Origin of the sequence: Massilia sp. CT11-137, assembly GCF_047302885.1 — a bacterium.
GTDB lineage: Bacteria > Pseudomonadota > Gammaproteobacteria > Burkholderiales > Burkholderiaceae_D > Telluria > Telluria orientalis.
This window is the reverse complement of the sequence record NZ_JBKYMP010000001.1, coordinates 3,206,360-3,223,862: the sequence shown is the minus strand read 5'-3', so window position 1 is coordinate 3,223,862 and position 17,503 is coordinate 3,206,360. Positions and strand designations below refer to the sequence as shown.

Below are 17,503 nucleotides of genomic sequence, written 5' to 3'. Positions count from 1 at the left end.
TTGCCGATAGTCAGTTTGCTCATGCGTGACGCGTAAACTTGCATCGCGCTCGCTGTGCAAGCGCTTTGAATAGCAACTTCTGCTCGTTTTCGTTAGTATCTGCAACTGTAAAGCGTGTGCTGCCATAGGTTCAACGCGTACTGCATGATCCTGCCAGAGAAGTCGCCATGATGCAGTCCTCGAGGATACCCAGATCGCGCAAATGCGGCGGCATCGATACGCGACAGACAAGTGATTGGCCGCATAAGCTGGCAACACGATGGCGCGCCTATCCACCGGAGATTAGTTTTGCATGAAGTGCATTATTGCCATAATGTCTACCTCGACAAAATAACAATAATTGCTGTGTTCGGTCGGTATCATCGCCTAATGATCAGCTTTCGCACGCGATAGTACATACTGCTTTAATGAGGCTGTCAGCGACGACAACGCCCGCCAATGCCACACGGTTAACCCTCGATAAAGCGCCGTTACCTCACAAACCGCCCCTGAAGAGGCGGGCCGCCCTTCGGCGCCCGCAAGCAAACCGTGAATGGGATAACGAGGGGGAACGGTTAATTCTCCATGCCACCCATCTCCCACATTTCCTGAGCTACGCGCCAACCTTTTGGAGTGCGTTTCAGGACGAACAGCTGCCGAATAGTTTCCTGCTTCGTCGTTTTCGGTGGATTGGGCCTACAGCTCAAAGTAACAAACGTTGAAGCCATATCGCCGGAGATCATGATTGGATCAAGTACGTTGAACTGACACGCCTTATTGCCTCCTGGCCCCAGGTACTCATTCCAATTGACCAACGCCGTAATTGCATCTTTCATTCCACGTTGCGTTGTCTCCTCACCCTCACCGATGATGATCGCGTCCTCTGTGTAGAACCTGTGTGCCAACTGTTCAGGCGTCGCACCATTCCAATTTGCCTCGTCTTGACTCTTAAAAAGCGCGCGAATCTCTTGCGCCGTAGCGTCACGTGTAGCGCTAGCTTGATCGCGTGCAGCCGCAGAATATGAGGCTGCGCACATCATAGCGAGAATAAAAAATTTGGATTGTTTTGTAAATTTCATGCGATGTTTCCTATCAAAGGTTGCAAAAAAGGCGCATCAATATTTCCGACATGGCACAGATAAAACGGAAGAATTAGTCAGTCATTAAGGACGGCTGCAAACTTAGCTGGCCGATACCGGCGAAGCCATAAGGCAAAGCAGATGCCCGAAGCCATTGCAAGCGGAATACCGATCGGTATCCTGTTGACCAAGGGGTTCTGGCTGCCACTTAAGTATTCGAAATTGTGGACCGCAATCACGAGCGCGCCGGTCAATCCAATAAACGAGAGAATTGGCGCAACGATGTGCTGCCACGTCTTTCGATCCGAACGATCACGGAAATACGACACAATTGCCAAAGCCGTGAGGGCTTGTAAGAACATCACGCCGACTGCGGCAAATCCCAAGGCGATCAACCCGAGCCCGAGCATTGGGTGCAAACCGAGATACGCTGCGCCACCTACCACGATCAGCGAGATTAGTGAGACCGCAATGCTCGCTGCGGACGGCGAACCATGCGTCGGGTGTGCGCGGCCGAGTGCACTGGGCAAGCAACCCTGGCGACCAAGCACGAACAGGTAGCGCGCTGCCACGTTATGCAACGAAAGGACCGTCGCAAACATGCTCGTAACGATCGCGGCCTGGATGATATGTGTAAACGCAGCGCTCATGAACTTGTCGCTGAGCTTGAAATAGATCAAGCCAATGTCAGCCTCAGTAATGCCCTTAATGTTATTCGGCCCAACCGCACCTACAGTGATCCATGACGTAAAAAAATAGAAGATCCCGATGACGAAGATAGCGAGATAGGTGGCGCGGGCGACGGTCTTTTCCGGTGATTTTGCTTCTTCGGAGTAAAGCGCAGCGGACTCGATCCCGAAATAGCAGGTGAACGCCAAAAGAATGGCCACGCCCGGTGCCCCCTGACTCATGCCGCTCAGGTTCAAGGATTGCATCGGCAACGCCGCGCTGCCCAGTCGGCCAACAATGCTTGAGTCGAAGACAAGCAGCAGGAGAAACTCGAGCACGATTAGTGCCAGAACCGCACGTGCGCTGAAGTCAATTTTTCGAAGGCCAAGAAGGCCTACAAGGACCCACGCTCCGAGCGCGTACACGATCCAGTGAAAATGGTAGCCAAGCAGTTCTCCTACCGAAGTCTGCATAACAAACCCAAGGTAGCTAAGGCCGCCTGGCACGAACATCGTGTACGAGATCACCGCCACACATGCTGCGCCAAGGCCGATAACGGATCCAAGCCCGCGCGCGATATAAGCGTAGAACGCACCGCCGACGATCACTTCCCGGCTGATCGCGGAATACCCTACTGCAAACAGCGCCATCACTGCGGTGACAACAATAAAGGCAAGCGGCAACGCAGTGCCGCTGCCAAAGACTAACGCAACTGGCAGTACACCGATGACGGCAGCAAGTGGCGCAACGGCCGCGATGACGAACACCGCCAGGCGGAATGTTCCCAAGGTGCGAGGGAGAACGGCGGTTTCACCGGCACCCGCTCCCGATACTGAAACTGATACGGGGTTGATAATTGCTTTGGTCATGAGAGTCTCCTGAGCATTCTCGACGGATCAGACAACTACCGCTCCGAGCACTGCCTTCGTCTCAAGAAACTCTTCAAAGCCCCAAGCGCCCCACTCGCGACCGTTGCCAGATTGCTTGTATCCACCCCATGGGGCAGCCATGTCGACGTTAGCGCCATTGAGATGAACCATGCCAGTGCGCAAACGACGGGCAATGTCTTGCGCCTCATCGGCGGTCGCGCCATAAACATAGCCGGATAGTCCATATGGAGAATCGTTCGCAATATCGATGGCCTCGTCAACGGTTCCGTAGGGGAGAATCGCAAGCACGGGGCCGAAGATCTCTTCACGGGCAATCGTCATTTGATTGCTTACACGGCTGAAGACTGTTGGCTGGACAAAGTAACCCCGTTCGTAACCAGCGGGCTTAGCTGCACCGCCCGTGACCAGATACGCACCTTCGGCTACACCTACTTCGATCATCTCGACGACGCGCTTGTACTGACGCGCGTTGGCGATCGGTCCCATAAAGGTGTCAGCGGCAAGCGGATCGCCGACAACGAGCGATTCGCAGACGCGTTTTGCGATTGCTTCCACTTCTTGCAACTTGTCATGCGGAACCAGCATGCGCGAGGGAGCGACGCAGGTTTGACCCGAGTTATGCATCATCGTCGTCACACCATGGGTGACGGCCTGTTGCAAATCGGCGGTGGGCAGGATGATGTTGGCTGACTTGCCTCCAAGTTCCAGTGAGACGCGTTTGACAGAATCAGCTGCTGCCTTCGTTACACTTGCACCGGCAGCATTAGATCCTGTCAGCGACACCATATCGACCTGTGGATGCGAGGCCAGCAATTCGCCAAAGGCTGCTCCAGAGCCTTGCACCATGTTGAATACCCCAGCCGGCACGCCCGCATCGTGCAGGATCTCGGCCATCAGGGCTGCTGAATAGGGAGCATTTTGACTCGGCTTCAAAACTACGCTGCAGCCAACGGCAAGTGCTGGCGCGAGCTTACAAGCGATCTGATTAACAGGCCAGTTCCATGGCGTAATAAGCGCGCACACGCCCACCGGCTCACGCAGGATCCGTGTTGTTCCTCGAAGCCGATCGAAGTCGAAGTTGCTGGCAATTTCTAATGCAGTTTGGAAATGCCAAAGTCCTGTCTGCGCTTGCAAAGGTTTGGACAGCGTCTCGAGCGGAGCGCCCATCTCGGCGGTAATCGCCTCAGCCATATCGTGTAGACGGCGCTCATATTCAGCGCATACAGATCGCAGCAGCTCGGTGCGTTGCGCTTGAGGCCATGCAGCATACTTGGGGAAAGCGCGAGCGGCAGCGTGCACCGCGCTGTGTACGTCGGCGTCTGTGCCGTAGGCTACGATACCGGATACTTCACCCGTCGCCGGGTTGATGATCTCGTGTCGGCTGACACCTGCTTCGGGCGCTACCCAACGGCCGTCGATATAAAAGTTTAGAAGGTGATCTGCAGAAATCATTGTGCAACTTTCGAGAGAGTTCGATTGATCAGAGCAAGTTTTCGGTGCCGCACGACACAGGTCGCTCACGGTCACAAACAGACTATGCTTGCGATGTTGGTATGTGGCTACGATAGGCAGGGCGATGGCTCTACACGAGGTGCTTTGTGGCCATATAAGACGGTGGCTCTCGCAGCGAATTCAGTCCCACTCCCCAGATGGACGTGTCATCTGCTTATCGTTGATCGACTCGCTGAAAAATTCTGTTTGGTGTCGCGGGAAGGGCGGCGTGCTGAAAGACGGGCCTTTTGGACTATTCTCCATGGCAGTCTGGAGAGGCGAGACATTAAAGCAAGGTCGAAGGTATGGCGCGCTACCTTACACGAGCGGAATGCAACATCGCGATTGCGTCGCTCCGGCGTTCCAAGATTGCGCGCCGTTATCTTTAAAATGTCCCAGCCGGACTTAATGCCGCTCGCATTCGTCGAGAGAAGCATCGCTAGCTTGTCCCGCAGTGAACGCGTTATTTGTAGCAGCCTCAGCGGTCAACGTAGATCGACTTCAATTCGGGAATACGCAGTCACGCTTTCAGGGCTTTCCTAAACGCGCGTCATCGAGAGCGCATCGTCGAGCGTTACGACAGTCGCATATTTCTGCTGCATGTCAAACAGGCTGGCTTCATGTGGTCCGATCGCGCGGTCGCCGACGCAGTCCGAGATGACCAGCGGTCGGAATCCTAGCGACATCGCGTCGACGACGCTGGCGCGAACGCACCCGCTGGTCACGCAACCGGCAACGACGAGCGTCTGGACGCCGCGCTGTGTCAGCCAGGCGGCGAGTGACGTACCGAAGAATGCGGACGGTACCTGCTTGCGCACGACCAACTCGTTCTCGACAGGCGCCAGCTCGGCAACGATCGCGCTGCGGGGATCGTCCTCCTTGAGGGTCAGCATGCCCGGCACCTTGAGCGTGAAGATATTATTGTCCGAACCGCTGTCGGAGAACACGATCCGGCTATGGGCGACCGGCCAGTTGCGCGCTCTAGCTGCCGCAAGCAGGGGAATACTGTTGCCGATCGCTTCGCCAATATTGCCGCCGCCGAAAACTGCGGGATCGGCAAATCCGTTCACGAAGTCGATTAACAACAGTCCGTACGGGGCGCGTGGCTCGAGTTGACCGTCGAATCCCTGGCTTCGATAAGTTTCGATTTCACTGTGCATGGCATATTCCTTTGAGAATTTCTTGATCCAGTACTTTTCCTTGCCGGACAACGTCCCTGCCATCGAGCATGACAGTACAATTCCGGACAGGGATATCGATATGACAGGCGGTCGTACGGCTGCCGCCCGCTTCATTGTTCGGCCCGAGCGAACACAGGAAATTGCCCTCGTAAGCGCGCGCGTCCATGCCGATGGTCTGCTCCCGGTCATACAGGGCGAGTGTCGACCATCGGGAACGCGGCTGCAGTCCCCAGCCGATGTGCGACATCGCATAGGCCTCGGGGTCGCGGAAGCTTTCCATGTAATCACGCAGTAGCGCCGCATCGACGCCGCCTTCAATAGCGACGCAGTAGCCGCTTTTGATGGTCAATCTCACCGGTTCGGTCACGTAAGATTTTTGAGGCAGCAAAATGTCGCCGCGATCGAGCACGATCGTGCCTTCACTCCCCCCCTCGTTCGGCCAGGTCAGCACAAAGCCGCTGGGCCAGTGATCCCAGCGGCCCGGAACATCGACAAAGCCGTATTCGCTGATTGCGGGGAAGTCCCCAAGCGCACAACGAAGATCCGTGCCCGCGTCGGACACGACGCGCATTTCCCTGGCGTTTTCAATCAGCGCCGCGGCCGTCCTGACGCGCTCTCGATCCATTGCGGTTGGCACAAGCCGGACCAGCACCTCGGGTGGCTCTACCGCCAGAAGAATTTTCGTTCCGCTCGCAAGGATTTCGTGCTGCTCGGGCGAGAACAGCAGAGTCATGAGATCAAGCACCAGATCGCTTTCCTTGAGGGCGGCGATCGCGGACCGGTTGCCTGTGAGTGGCGTGGTTCCCAAATAGGCGAGAGAATCGCGACTATGTGCTTTCTCCGCATTCACCGGCGGCAGGTCCAAACGGTTGACCACCGCCCCCAGCATGCCGGCGGCGATCATGGCCGTGGCCAGTGTTTGCGGATGCGTATTACTACTGGTGAGTACGGTAACATTGTCGCCGCTCTTCATATTCGACAAGGTCAAGACCTGTTTCCAGGCGTTGATCAGTTCCAGATCGCTAACGGGCATTATTCCTCCTTGATGACATACGTCGTCCGCGGCGCGGGATCGGATCGGCCGCGCGCGCTTGAATTGCGTCAGATATGGCTGCCGAGAAAGTCATCCAGCGCAGCATAAAACCCTTTTTCGTCGTCCCAGGGGATCATATGGCCGGCATTGGGTACCCGGCTCAGTTCAACAGTGGGCAGCAAGGTACGGATTTCCTCGACGTCGTTGGCTTGGATGACATCGCCCCGTCCTGCCACCATCAGCATCGTTGGTACGGCGACATGCCGCAGGTCCTGATGGAAGTCATCGGTATGAAATCCCTCGAAGCTCGCGACCACGGCACGCTCATCGCATGTATGCAACCACTCGGCACGCAACCTCAACTGCGCATCGGTCCAGGTCGGACAATACGCTCTCATCGCCTCGATCCCCATACCTGAGCGCGCCTCACGTATGGAATCGATATACCACGGCAATTTCGACGGGTACGAGCGACGGCCCGGGCCGGATACCGGAGGGTCGACCAGGACAACGCGTGTCAAGCCTGGCGGCCCGGTTCGAGCGACCCTGGCTGCGATTCTCCCGCCCATCGAATGGCCAACCAGGGCATAACGGCGCAGATCGAGCGCCTGGGCGAACATGGCGACGTCGGCCGCCTGGGCCTCGAGACTATAGTCGAGCGCATCCGAAGCTTCGGACAGGCCGCGTCCGCGCACGTCGAGCACGTAAGTATCGAAGTGCTGTCCGAAACGCTCACCGACGAAACCCCAGGTTATCGCCGGACTCGTGATGCCCGGGATGATAATGACCGCATCGCGCTGCGCGCGTTGCTCGTCACTGCCGCCATAGCGCAGATAATGCTGGCGGATTCCGTTCGCATGCACGTTCGCGCCGTAAAGGAAGGTGGAACTCATCACCGCGTCCCTCAATACGCACCGGACAGGAGCGCGCCGGCGCCAGGCACCACCGGCTCGATGCCCAGTGCCTTCAGCATCGCATAGGTCGTCGCGATCGCTGCCGTCACCACAGGTTTGCCGGTCATCGCCTCGACCATCGGCACCGCCTGCAACGAAGGCATCTGGACGCATGCTGAAAGCACGACGACATCGACATCCGACACATCCATCTCAGCGACAATGGCGGGAAGTTTGGCCGGGTCGTGGCGGCCGACCTCGAGATTGTCGGCGATCTCAAGCGCACGCCACACGGACACTTCATAACCCTCGCTGCGAATGTACTCGACGACCATTTCGGTCAGCGGCTTCATGTAAGGAGCGACGACAGCAATACGCTTGGCTTTCATGACCTTCAAGGCATCGACCAGAGCGCCTGCGCTTGTGATCACCGGCGCCTCGCCGCCGTTCTCCACGGTGCGACCATGCAGGCGTTCTTGCGAAACACGGTGGTAACCTGGGCCCATCGCCATGATCGCAACGAGACAGGCATAGCCGAGCACATCCACGCGAGCGTCCGATAATTCGACCGCGCAGCGATCCGACTCGGCATCCATCGCCGCAAGCTCTTCCTTGACAACCTTCTTCATGCGCATGCGGCTTGAGTGAAAAGTGAACCGCTCGTCCGGCCGGATCAACTGGCGCGCCGCCAGCATCGCCGGAATTTCGGTTTCCATTGTCGTGTTCGAACTCGGAACGATCTGCCCGATTCTGAATTTCTTCGTCATAACTACAGCTCCAGTAGGTGTGAAACGTCGACAGGGTCGCTCATGCAAGGCTTCGCGCAAGCCAGCGATGACTCACGCAATGCCCTCATGCGCCTGCGGTCGACGTCGAGGTTTTAAAGTGTCGTTTCCAGCCAATCGAGCATTAACTGCGCGATCAAATCGCTGTTTAGTTCGGACATCATCATGTGCCCGTTTCCCCGGATCCCATGGGCAGGCAGATCGAAGTGGGTGAAGCTGGGGTTACGCTTGCGAAGAAATTCGGCGGCGCTGAAATTTGTCGCGCGCATCCATGTCGCCTCCCCGGTCAACATCGCAATCGGAGGACCGTAAGGATCGTAAGCACCGCCAAAATCCGCCGCGCAAAGGCCGTTCTCGAACCGTCCCAACGAATGCTCCATGCCGGGGGCGCCAAGCGGCTCGACAGCAATGATGCCTCGCACACGCGGCCCGCCGCACGCGCTCAGGGCCCAACCACATGGTCCGCCTGCCGAGTGAGTCAAAAGAACCGTATCCCCCGTCAATTCGAACAGCGCTGGCGCAATGTCCTCGACATGTCTCTGACTCGACACCAGGCGCGTCGCCATCGGTCCCTGGCTGGCCATGAAGCGGTCGTCATTGCCGGCCGGCGTTGCCGGCCACTGCGAATGCAAAACGGCCTCGGGCCACAGATGGCACCGTGCCACGTCGACAAAACGTGGGATCAGCGTTTCGTAATCAGGTGCCGGCGTGGCCGGCCCGAGAACGGCGCTGTCCCAGTTGCTTCGACCATGACCAGGGCGATCCAGCACATAGACCGGATAGCCCGCCTTCAGAAATGCGTGTACCCATCCGGGACGGTTGTCCGGTGTACGTAGAAATTCCGACCCCTGTCCTCCCCCACCATGCACGAACGTGACCGATACGTCCTTTCGCCGGCTGGGCAAGAACCATTCGACGTAGGCCGACGTGCCTGGCAGGGTACATCCTTCGCTGTTATGCCGCGGCGTGGTCAGAAAACATCCGCCGAAATCGGCAATTTCATAAGTTCCCATGGTTTAATCGAAGGCAATAAATATGTATTCACCGAACAGCAGACGTTCACGCTTTTCGTACCGATCATGGGCAACCGCACGTGTCACGCGAACCCATTTGACGCGCCGTTGCCCCAGCAGCAAGTGGCAGTGCCGTGCATTTTCGGAAAGGCATGACACACCCCGTTGCGCTATCTCCAGCTCCTGCTTCCCCAATTGTTCGACGTTGCCGGTCATCGCCGCCACGGCGTACCATCACTCTCGCGTCAGCGCGGAATGGCTGACTGTGCCGCAGTTGCCACGCCTCCTGCGTATCGTGGTCGTCGTTCCGTCCGATACGCGGAACAAATGTCGACTTGAACCGGTTGCGCGTCACACCACCATTTCGCGCGAAGCCAACCCATCGTAGGTTTCCAGGCAAAAAAACCAAAGGTGTTTTCAGGCCAAACACGGCGCCGCCGCGACCGTCATCGCGACGGGCGCACTCTCTTGAGGAAAATCGTAGAAGGCGCGATAACCGCGTCAAGGACATGACGTCGAACTGGCGCTGAATGCAGAATCAGGATGACCGCGAACGCTGTCAGATGGATGTGGTACCGTGAAGGTACAAAACCCTTATAAAAAAAGACATGTTAACGCGCGGGTCAACATGTCCAAAGGGAAGCAGAAGCTGTGTTCAACTAATGTGCTAGACGACTTCGATGCCGTGAGCAACGACTGGAAGGCTTCGAATAGGCGGACCACCCGCGTCGGCGACTGCGCTTGCGACCGCAGCGATCACAAGCGGTACCGGAGTCTCACCAATACCGTGAGAACGGCCTTCAGAAGCCATGAAATGCACCTCTACCTTGGGCATAGAAGCCATCCTGAGGATTGGATAGTCATGAAAATTGGATTGAATAACCTTTCCGTCTGCTAAGCTGATCTCGCTATAAAGAAAGTCGGTAAGTCCAAACGCGACACCTCCCTGTATCTGCGCGACTGCATTGTCTGGATTGACGACACGGCCAGCATCAACAACGACAACAACGCGCTCAACCTTCAGACGCTGTTTTTGCATTGATACCTCCACCATCGCCGCAGCGGCAGAAGCCGAGTACTCCGGCCAGTAACTCTGGTCGTGAACAGCGATGCCCCGCCCCTTGCCAGGCGAGGGTCTAATAGGCCACTCAACGGTCTCTTTTAGTTTCTCAAGCACGCGGCGGAGGGCCATGATCCGTTCAAGCGCCAATTCCCGTTTTTCCATGTTTTTTGGCAGCTCATCGGGACGCAGGAGAGCGAGCTGGAATTCGACGGGATCTTTCCCACTTAATCGGGCAATTTCGTTCAAAAAATACTGGTTCATCCAGGTATGTTGGGAGAACGCAACTCCACGCTTCCAGCCGAATGGCGGAGGTGTATCCCGCATTTCGTAACTGATGCGCAAGTTTGGAACGAGCTGCGGGAGACGAGCGGTACCATAGCTCTGATCAGGGGCACGTCCACCGACCGAAACCGATTCCCACGCTACTAGTCCGCCTTGCTCATCGATGCCAGCTCTGAACTTAGACAGCGTATACGGAGGATAATAGCTGCGCCTGATCATTTCTTCGCGCGTCCAAAGAAGCTTCACTGGCGTTCCCTTGACGGCTCTCGCTATTTGGACAGCCTGCGAAACGTAGTCACTGACGATGCGACGACCAAAACCGCCACCACCCAGCACCGGATGAAACCTGGCTTTCCCCACGGGAACATTTGCCGCACTGGCCGCAATTCGTAACGCCTCGTCCGGGTATTGCGACGCGGCCCATACTTCGACGCCATCATCACGCACAATAGCTGTACAATTGATAGGCTCCATAGTTGCGTGCTCGGCGAATGGTACCGAATACACCGCTTCGAAGTGTCTATGTGCTTTGTCGAACGCGGCGTCGAAATTTCCCTCTTCACGCACGACCTTCATTCCAGCGCCCGGGTGCGCTAACGCCCTCTGAAACTCTTCCGCAATATCTTTACTATTAGCGTTGACATGACTGCCTGTGTCCCACTCGACATGCAAGCTCTCAAGTACCGTTTTAGCGGTCCACCAATCGTCTGCGATGACTGCGACGGCATCATCCATTCCGTAGTCGATGCCCCAACTCGGCGTTGGATCATTCAATCCGCTTGGGCCGGCCTTGACGCTGACGACGTCGATAACACCCGCATGTTTTTTCGCTTCCGTTGCATCGAATGACTTCAAGCGCCCCCCGAACACGGGGGATTGCTTAATAGCGGCGTATTTCAACCCCGGGAAGTGGAGGTCGATCCCATATTTCGCCGAGCCATCCACTTTGGAAGGGATGTCGACTCGAGGAACGGATTTACCTATATATCGCCAATTATCGGGCGATTTCAACTTTACACTGTGTGGGTCCGGGACCGGTAGCTTCACGGCGTCGTCGGCAAGATCTGCGTATGAAATTGATTGTCCGCTTGCCTTATGCCTCACGTGGCCCAACTCGGTATCGAGAGTATCGACGGGATGTTTCCAACGCACCGATGCGGCCCGGACCATCATCGACCTTATCTGAGCGGCAGCAATACGCGCTGGCTCCATTAGATTCGAAATTCCAGCACTACCTAACGTCGCGGCATAGACGTAGACATTATTTTTTGCCACATTAACGCTTGGATCATAGAACTCTGGTATTACGTCCGCCCAGTCCACATCTAGCTCTTCTGCAAGAAATTGAGAAATGGACGTGAGACCACCCTGCCCTATCTCAGCCTGCGGAATTTTTAAGACGACCTTGTTGTCAGGTCGGATAGTGATCCATACGCTCAGCTCTTGCCCCGCGCCGTTGCCGGCGGACCTACTTCCACTTGCTTGCTGCGAGCCCCGGCCTGGATTACAACCTGCCACCGTGAACAAAGCGCCTGCGGACGTCATGGCGGCGCCAATGAGAAATGCGCGACGCTTATTACTGAAGACTTTTTTAGACATGCTTGTCATCCTTTGCTACCGCATGTATGGCTTTACGAATCCTTTCATAGGTTCCGCAGCGACATATGTTAGTAATCTGAGCGTTGATTTCCTCATTCGTGGGCATCGGAGTCTTTTTAAGGAAGGACACTACCGCCATAATCATTCCAGATTGGCAATAGCCGCACTGGGGTACCGCGTTATCAACCCAAGCCTGCTGAACAGGGTGAAATTGATTATGCGCAAGGCCTTCTATTGTAGTGATCTTGCTCTTTTCCACGGAGCTGACGGGAATCAAACAGGAACGTACGGCCTCTCCGTCCAAATGCACGGTACAGGCGCCGCATTGCCCAATACCGCAACCATATTTCGTACCGGTAAGGTGGAGGTGATCACGCAAAGCCCACAACAGAGGCATTCCCGGATCGACATCTAACTGATGCACCTTTCCATTGACGTCAAGTTCGACTTTCATTTCGATTCTCGTTGAATGTATAAAATTTCTCTGACTTATGAATAATTCAGTTAAATTTATTTAAAGGAAATACAGACGCCAGTGAAGCACAGGTACTGCTGGCGTAGACTGCGTAGCACATCAGCTAACTACCGCAGCCGAACAAGGCAATCATGCAATACGTGCCTTGAATACCAAATTTTTGCAAAGTATAATTAATTTAAACTTAAGCTTTTTCGGGTCGGCGCGGTAGTCATAATTAAAATGTGCGCGTCACGAAGAAGCCGATACTATCACGATCGCTGTACGGATTGGTTGTCGAATTACCGCCCCAATACTTAACGTAATTAATTCCTGCCTGCCATTCCAAGGGATTCTGCGCAAAATTCAGCGCTAGGGTGGTCGCTTTCACACCTTGCATCCACAGCGCTGCCGTTGCGGACGGCGTGTAGCCGGAAAGGGCCTGTTGGTGATAAATGCTCGGGGTTACCTGCCATCCTGGCAACAAGTTTCCGTCATATGTCACACTCGCGAACAATGCGGCCCCCAAGGAATTCGCTGTACCTTGCGTTGCCGCTACCGTATTTGCCGGATTGTTACGGTCATACCAGAATAGTCCTCCGGCCGCCGGACCTTGAATGACGGGCACTCCGTTGATAACAGAATAATACCGGCCACTTGCAGAAACTCCTGGGTAACGGATCCAAGAGGCTTCCGCAAGGAAATAACCTCCGGTTGCGTGAAGTAGTTCAATGAATGGCGTCGTGGTCGGCGTCATGCTGTACTGAGCATTAACCGTAAGTTGCCACTTTTGATTATCACGATATGCCGGACAATTCACGTTGTTACCGCTTGCATCACGCGCAGGGTTTGTGGTCGAATCAAGCGGGCCGCCTGGAGCGAAACAACTAGTCAGTGCGATAGCATCGCGGGGACGATAAGATAGCTCGCTGCCAATAGACCAATTGCCCAACGGGAAATTGGCGCTCACGCCGTACAAGTCGCGATTTTTCAAATAAGTCATCGTCGCGTCGGCAGCCCGGAAAGTGAACACCGGAGATTTATCCGTGTATCGCATGTAATAAAACCCCAGGTTGATGTCGAAGCTATCTGGGCGATAAGCGATGCGGATACCGTATTGGTGGCCTTGTTTGTGGGGCTCGATTTCATGGACTGGATAACCAAAACCGGTTAGATCGAAGGCACCATTATTGTTATTATAAAGCTGACTTGCATATTGGTTATATACCGAGGCATTCCTCGGGTCGTGGCCATTTAGCCGAGCAGACGCGGCGGGGTCGAGACCGCCGACGTTAAAATTAGGCTGCACATTGTCGAATATCAGTTGACGATACCCATCCGTACGTCCAAAGACGTCAGATGCCGACCAATAAGATCCGACAGGCGGGAAGAGGTTCTTATTCCAGCGAAACTGATAATATGCCTCGACAGAAACGGAGTCCGTAACGCTCGAGGTTACGCTGATCAATGGTGCCGGCAAAATGATTTGCTTTAGCTGCTGTCCAGGTGTTGCTGCCTTTTGGTAATCGATGGCGCTTGTAGAATTGATGCCGTATGGCAAAAAGTAACTTTCCCCCCAGTTGATGACCTGATTACCAACGCGTACGTGACCAATCTGCTCACCGATCGTGATGCGTTTTTCTGCCCACAGATCATATAAACGCAAGTTGTGAACGATTTGGTTCTTTGCCGAACTACTCAGAGGTGTGCGCTCGGTTTTATCCGCGGCCCCATCGTAAAAGGCTGTGCCACGGATCATAAATTTATAGTCATCATCCGGCGCGCGGATTAGGAGTTCGCTCGCAACGCTGCCATAGGCGCTATAAAACTGGTTTTTTCGATAATTTAAGTTGCCGTCATCGCCATTTGACCATAACTGAACATCGGCCCGACTGCCACAACCGAACGACGTCGGATCACCAGTCAGCGAACAACTCGGATTTTTGAGACGCAGCCCCCCACCCGCGGTTAAATCTGTCGTCCAGCTTGCTTTTAGTTTATTATCGAAAATGCCAAAATCCATGGCGTGTGCGCTGCCGACTACCAAAAGCATGGTAAAAATGCCAGTAGCTTGGAGTTGAAATTTATAGTTCATTTGTTCTCCCAATTAGGCCATTAACGGTCGCTGATGCGACCGAGATTTTCGCTGGTATAGTAGCTTTCTTTAAGCTGTGGAAGCTCCGCCGAGACCGTGGAATACCACCGGAAATCCTTATTCGCGCCGAACGGGACGGCATCGACAGTGAGTCGACCGCTGTTAAAGTCATACAACGCGATTTGCGGAATCACGCACGCTCCGCCCAACTCCCAAGCTGGCGCGGGAGAGGATTCTTTCCATTTCCAGATCTGATTCTGGGAATCGTAGTCCTCACCTCCGACGGCAACCCATGAATCCTCATCAAGATAGAGCACTCGTTTTGGGTTAACGTGACGGATACCCTGTTTAACCGTACCTTCCACAACCCAAACGCGGTGCAACTCATATCGCCTGAGATCAGCATTAATGACATTGGGCTGCGGAAACGCATCTTTCATACTTTTCCGGAAATCATACATGCCGAAGGCGTTATAAGGGACCAACATTTCTTTTTTGCCGATGATTTTCCAGTTAAAGCGATCGGGAGCACCGTAAAAAATGTTTGATTGATCGACGGCATATTGGTTTTCATAACCTAGCAGAGGCGCGTCATAGTCATATGAGGGCAAGCGGCGAACACGTCGTTGCCCGGTGAAGTAGTAATAGCTTTCTGTCGGTTTTCCGAAATAGAATCTTTGAACGATGGCTTGCCCGGAAAGCGAAGCCGGCTCAACGTATCCATAGTAAAGCCCTTGATACATAGCGTCTGATGCTGGTTTGTTTTCACCTTTTTTCCCGTTTGGCCAAAATTGCCACATATTGTAAACGGCGGTGATGCCTCTATCGCTGCCAGGTGCAGGGGATACCCAAGCCCGTCCGATAGGAAACTCTTCGGCTGCACCCTGATAACGTAAAAGGTGATTCCAAACAGCTTCAATTCCGCTTTTTGGAATTGGGAACGGAACACCAGGGAGTGTAACGCCCTCCAATGTCCATCCATTTACGCCGATTTTCGCTTCGCGTACGTTTTTTCTAGTATTCGATTGAACGAAATCCGGCATTTCGCAACTGCGATGAGACGGATATACAGGCATAGAGAATCCTTTTACCTCCTTGAGCATCTTGACTTGGCCGGGCGCAAGCTTGTCCGCGTATTTTCCAACGTTAGATGCATCGATCGTGTATAGCGGCTTCTCATTCTTGTATTTGAAAAAATCCCCACGGAATTTCCCATAGGCGTAACCTGGAAGCTGTGCGCTCGTCCCGTCGAATGCTGGGATGCTGCCGTCCTTGTTGCCTGCCGTAGTCGCACCAGTCGACGTTAAATCCTTGCCTAACTGGTCCGGATCCGCGGCATACGCGCCAGCAACTGTTAACAGTGATGTGCCGTATATCATTGCACACGCGATTTTTTTCTTTATCAACATAGCCATACTCCTTTCAGTGAAAACAAAATATTTTTACTACCAGTCCACATCAAACTTTATTTCGCGCTAGCCCATTGATGGGCTACGAGACATTCAGCGGTAACGTCTTGTTGGATCGTCAAGTGTGAGATGGGAAGCATTCGGGCCATTCGGCGCCCGAATCCTTATCACACAGCTACGTACTTCGCAGTGTGCGTAAGCGCGAACAAAAATCTTGGGGAGATTCGCGCGTCCAACGCTTCACAGCCTGGCGCAGGTTAGCCGCATCGCTATAGCCGACCTGTTCAGGTATGCGATCCAAGGGCCATGAGGTTTCGGTCAAGTAGCGACGAACCTGGTTGGCACCTACTTCAGCCACGAGCGTCCGAAAGCGTGTGCTCAGCTCGAGTAGGCGGCTGCGCAGCGTTCGTGAAGAAAGCAAAAGTTCGCCTGTGATCTCCCCTAGCGTTACTTGCTGATTCGTGCGTTCTTCAAGCAGTTCTCCGATGGAGGCTAGAAGGCCCCGGCCCGTCGCTCCTGCTTGGGCTTTCAATCTTGCACTGAGGACATGTGTATGTTGGAGTTTGTTCACGTTTGTCTCCTGTGTTCCCCTCGAGCAAAAGTCAGTCAAATGACTGATTCTTTTGCTCTACGAGGTCGCCAACCTCTCCGGTGTATTTCATTTTTCTGTAACACTAGGGCGAATTTCCGGGAAAATCCAGCGTTTTTTTTGCCTTCTTGCAGAAACAATTGTCGTTACAGCAATATTTGTCTCAAAAATGCCATACGCCTGTATTGAATTTATCGGTCGGATGACTTACTGCTATAATGTACGGGATGAATTGATCGGATCCGGTGGTGTGGCCACTGTCGGCTACAGAGAAGGACGAGCGGAGAGCAGGTGAGGGTTGTGCAAGTCAATCTTGCCACAGTGACAAATACTTCTAAAACTGATTTATGAAAAATTTCTCAATCGATGCTGGCGCCCTGGCTGTGGAGGAGGCCCCTGGCACGTTGCAACACCGGAAGCGCGTAGATAAATTGCAAACTATCGTCGAGGATGCAAGACGGGTCTTGCAGCGAGAAGGATTTGGTGGATTCACCTTGCGAAAGGTAGCGAGTGAAGCCGAGGTGCCTCTCGGAACACTTCAACATTATTTCCCGACGAGGGAACTGCTGCTGCGAGCAGTAATCGTGCAAACTATTCGAGAATATAACGAGAGTTACGAACGCATCGAGCAGAGTGATGCGCCGGCTGAAAAGCGTCTGGAAGCCATCATTGATCAGGTCTTAGTTGAAATTCGGGATCGAGATACGAGAGTCTTTTTCCTCGAGATTGCAGCAGTCGCATGTCATCACAGCTTCGCAAATCAGGCGCTCGAGCAGAGCCAACGAGCCTATCTAAATACATTGTCTCGACTGATTAGTGAACTTAATCCATCGTTGAATGTGCGTGAATGTGAGTTGCGGTCTCTACTGATCGCTTCCCAAATCGAAGGGCTAATGATGTTTTTCCAAAGTATCGCTGCGGACAAGATGCCGGACGCGGAAGCGCTCAGACGGGCGGTAGTAATGGTAGCAAAGTCGATAAGTACTGCTGCCTAATCTT

Annotated in this window: 15 protein-coding genes; 1 reads left to right on the top strand and 14 read right to left on the bottom strand. The window is 54.2% G+C overall.

Going from position 1 to position 17,503, the window contains the following annotated elements; translation table 11 throughout:
* Positions 1 to 554: 554 nt before the first annotated feature.
* From ACEN98_RS14655 to ACEN98_RS14590, 14 genes are all read right to left on the bottom strand, one after another.
* Positions 555 to 1,058 (bottom strand): YybH family protein, encoded by a 504-nt coding sequence (locus tag ACEN98_RS14655; RefSeq protein WP_413385510.1) that lies wholly within the window; start codon positions 1,056 to 1,058, stop codon positions 555 to 557.
* Between the two features lie 77 nt (positions 1,059 to 1,135).
* Complete coding sequence (locus ACEN98_RS14650; protein ID WP_413385508.1) at positions 1,136 to 2,596, bottom strand: APC family permease; 1,461 nt, start codon at positions 2,594 to 2,596, stop codon at positions 1,136 to 1,138.
* Positions 2,597 to 2,623: 27 nt separating this feature from the next.
* Entirely contained in the window at positions 2,624 to 4,069 is a 1,446-nt protein-coding gene (locus ACEN98_RS14645) for an aldehyde dehydrogenase family protein (RefSeq protein WP_413385506.1), read from the bottom strand.
* Between the two features lie 578 nt (positions 4,070 to 4,647).
* The gene (locus tag ACEN98_RS14640) at positions 4,648 to 5,268 is read right to left on the bottom strand and encodes an N-carbamoylsarcosine amidohydrolase (RefSeq protein ID WP_413385503.1); all 621 of its coding nucleotides are present in this window, start codon (positions 5,266 to 5,268) and stop codon (positions 4,648 to 4,650) included.
* Complete coding sequence (locus tag ACEN98_RS14635) at positions 5,258 to 6,322, bottom strand: 2,5-dihydroxypyridine 5,6-dioxygenase (protein WP_413385501.1); 1,065 nt, start codon at positions 6,320 to 6,322, stop codon at positions 5,258 to 5,260. The genes ACEN98_RS14640 and ACEN98_RS14635 overlap by 11 nt, the downstream gene beginning before the upstream one ends.
* Positions 6,323 to 6,390: 68 nt before the next feature.
* A complete protein-coding gene (locus tag ACEN98_RS14630; RefSeq protein WP_413385499.1) occupies positions 6,391 to 7,215 on the bottom strand; it encodes an alpha/beta fold hydrolase in 825 nt (274 codons plus the stop codon).
* Positions 7,216 to 7,226: 11 nt separating this feature from the next.
* On the bottom strand, positions 7,227 to 7,982 hold the full coding sequence (locus ACEN98_RS14625; RefSeq protein WP_413385496.1) for an Asp/Glu racemase: 756 nt from the start codon (positions 7,980 to 7,982) through the stop codon (positions 7,227 to 7,229).
* 113 nt (positions 7,983 to 8,095) lie between these two features.
* Positions 8,096 to 9,013 (bottom strand): alpha/beta fold hydrolase, encoded by a 918-nt coding sequence (locus ACEN98_RS14620; RefSeq protein ID WP_413385494.1) that lies wholly within the window; start codon positions 9,011 to 9,013, stop codon positions 8,096 to 8,098.
* Between the two features lie 3 nt (positions 9,014 to 9,016).
* Positions 9,017 to 9,238: a hypothetical protein gene (locus tag ACEN98_RS14615; protein ID WP_413385491.1), complete on the bottom strand. Its 222-nt coding sequence runs from the start codon at positions 9,236 to 9,238 to the stop codon at positions 9,017 to 9,019.
* Between the two features lie 442 nt (positions 9,239 to 9,680).
* Positions 9,681 to 11,957, bottom strand: coding sequence for a molybdopterin cofactor-binding domain-containing protein (locus ACEN98_RS14610; RefSeq protein ID WP_413385489.1), 2,277 nt, complete (start codon positions 11,955 to 11,957; stop codon positions 9,681 to 9,683).
* Positions 11,950 to 12,411 (bottom strand): (2Fe-2S)-binding protein, encoded by a 462-nt coding sequence (locus ACEN98_RS14605; RefSeq protein ID WP_413385486.1) that lies wholly within the window; start codon positions 12,409 to 12,411, stop codon positions 11,950 to 11,952. Before ACEN98_RS14605 ends, ACEN98_RS14610 begins: the two co-directional genes overlap by 8 nt.
* A gap of 238 nt (positions 12,412 to 12,649) precedes the next feature.
* On the bottom strand, positions 12,650 to 14,506 hold the full coding sequence (locus tag ACEN98_RS14600) for a DUF1302 domain-containing protein (protein WP_413385482.1): 1,857 nt from the start codon (positions 14,504 to 14,506) through the stop codon (positions 12,650 to 12,652).
* A gap of 20 nt (positions 14,507 to 14,526) precedes the next feature.
* Positions 14,527 to 15,915 (bottom strand): DUF1329 domain-containing protein, encoded by a 1,389-nt coding sequence (locus ACEN98_RS14595; RefSeq protein WP_413385479.1) that lies wholly within the window; start codon positions 15,913 to 15,915, stop codon positions 14,527 to 14,529.
* 175 nt (positions 15,916 to 16,090) lie between these two features.
* On the bottom strand, positions 16,091 to 16,486 hold the full coding sequence (locus ACEN98_RS14590; protein ID WP_413385476.1) for a helix-turn-helix domain-containing protein: 396 nt from the start codon (positions 16,484 to 16,486) through the stop codon (positions 16,091 to 16,093).
* A gap of 365 nt (positions 16,487 to 16,851) precedes the next feature.
* Between ACEN98_RS14590 and ACEN98_RS14585 the strand changes: the two genes are divergently transcribed.
* A complete protein-coding gene (locus ACEN98_RS14585; RefSeq protein ID WP_413385473.1) occupies positions 16,852 to 17,499 on the top strand; it encodes a TetR/AcrR family transcriptional regulator in 648 nt (215 codons plus the stop codon).
* The last annotated feature ends 4 nt before the right edge of the window (positions 17,500 to 17,503 follow it).

Coding starts and splice junctions, on each gene's coding strand:
- ACEN98_RS14640 (WP_413385503.1), bottom strand. CDS start 5,268: ATGCACAGTGAAATCGAAACTTATCGAAGCCAGGGATTCGACGGTCAA.
- ACEN98_RS14635 (WP_413385501.1), bottom strand. CDS start 6,322: ATGCCCGTTAGCGATCTGGAACTGATCAACGCCTGGAAACAGGTCTTG.
- ACEN98_RS14610 (WP_413385489.1), bottom strand. CDS start 11,957: ATGTCTAAAAAAGTCTTCAGTAATAAGCGTCGCGCATTTCTCATTGGC.
- ACEN98_RS14605 (WP_413385486.1), bottom strand. CDS start 12,411: ATGAAAGTCGAACTTGACGTCAATGGAAAGGTGCATCAGTTAGATGTC.
- ACEN98_RS14595 (WP_413385479.1), bottom strand. CDS start 15,915: ATGTTGATAAAGAAAAAAATCGCGTGTGCAATGATATACGGCACATCA.
- ACEN98_RS14645 (WP_413385506.1), bottom strand. CDS start 4,069: ATGATTTCTGCAGATCACCTTCTAAACTTTTATATCGACGGCCGTTGG.
- ACEN98_RS14620 (WP_413385494.1), bottom strand. CDS start 9,013: ATGGGAACTTATGAAATTGCCGATTTCGGCGGATGTTTTCTGACCACG.
- ACEN98_RS14600 (WP_413385482.1), bottom strand. CDS start 14,506: ATGAACTATAAATTTCAACTCCAAGCTACTGGCATTTTTACCATGCTT.
- ACEN98_RS14650 (WP_413385508.1), bottom strand. CDS start 2,596: ATGACCAAAGCAATTATCAACCCCGTATCAGTTTCAGTATCGGGAGCG.
- ACEN98_RS14655 (WP_413385510.1), bottom strand. CDS start 1,058: ATGAAATTTACAAAACAATCCAAATTTTTTATTCTCGCTATGATGTGC.
- ACEN98_RS14625 (WP_413385496.1), bottom strand. CDS start 7,982: ATGACGAAGAAATTCAGAATCGGGCAGATCGTTCCGAGTTCGAACACG.
- ACEN98_RS14630 (WP_413385499.1), bottom strand. CDS start 7,215: ATGAGTTCCACCTTCCTTTACGGCGCGAACGTGCATGCGAACGGAATC.
- ACEN98_RS14585 (WP_413385473.1), top strand. CDS start 16,852: ATGAAAAATTTCTCAATCGATGCTGGCGCCCTGGCTGTGGAGGAGGCC.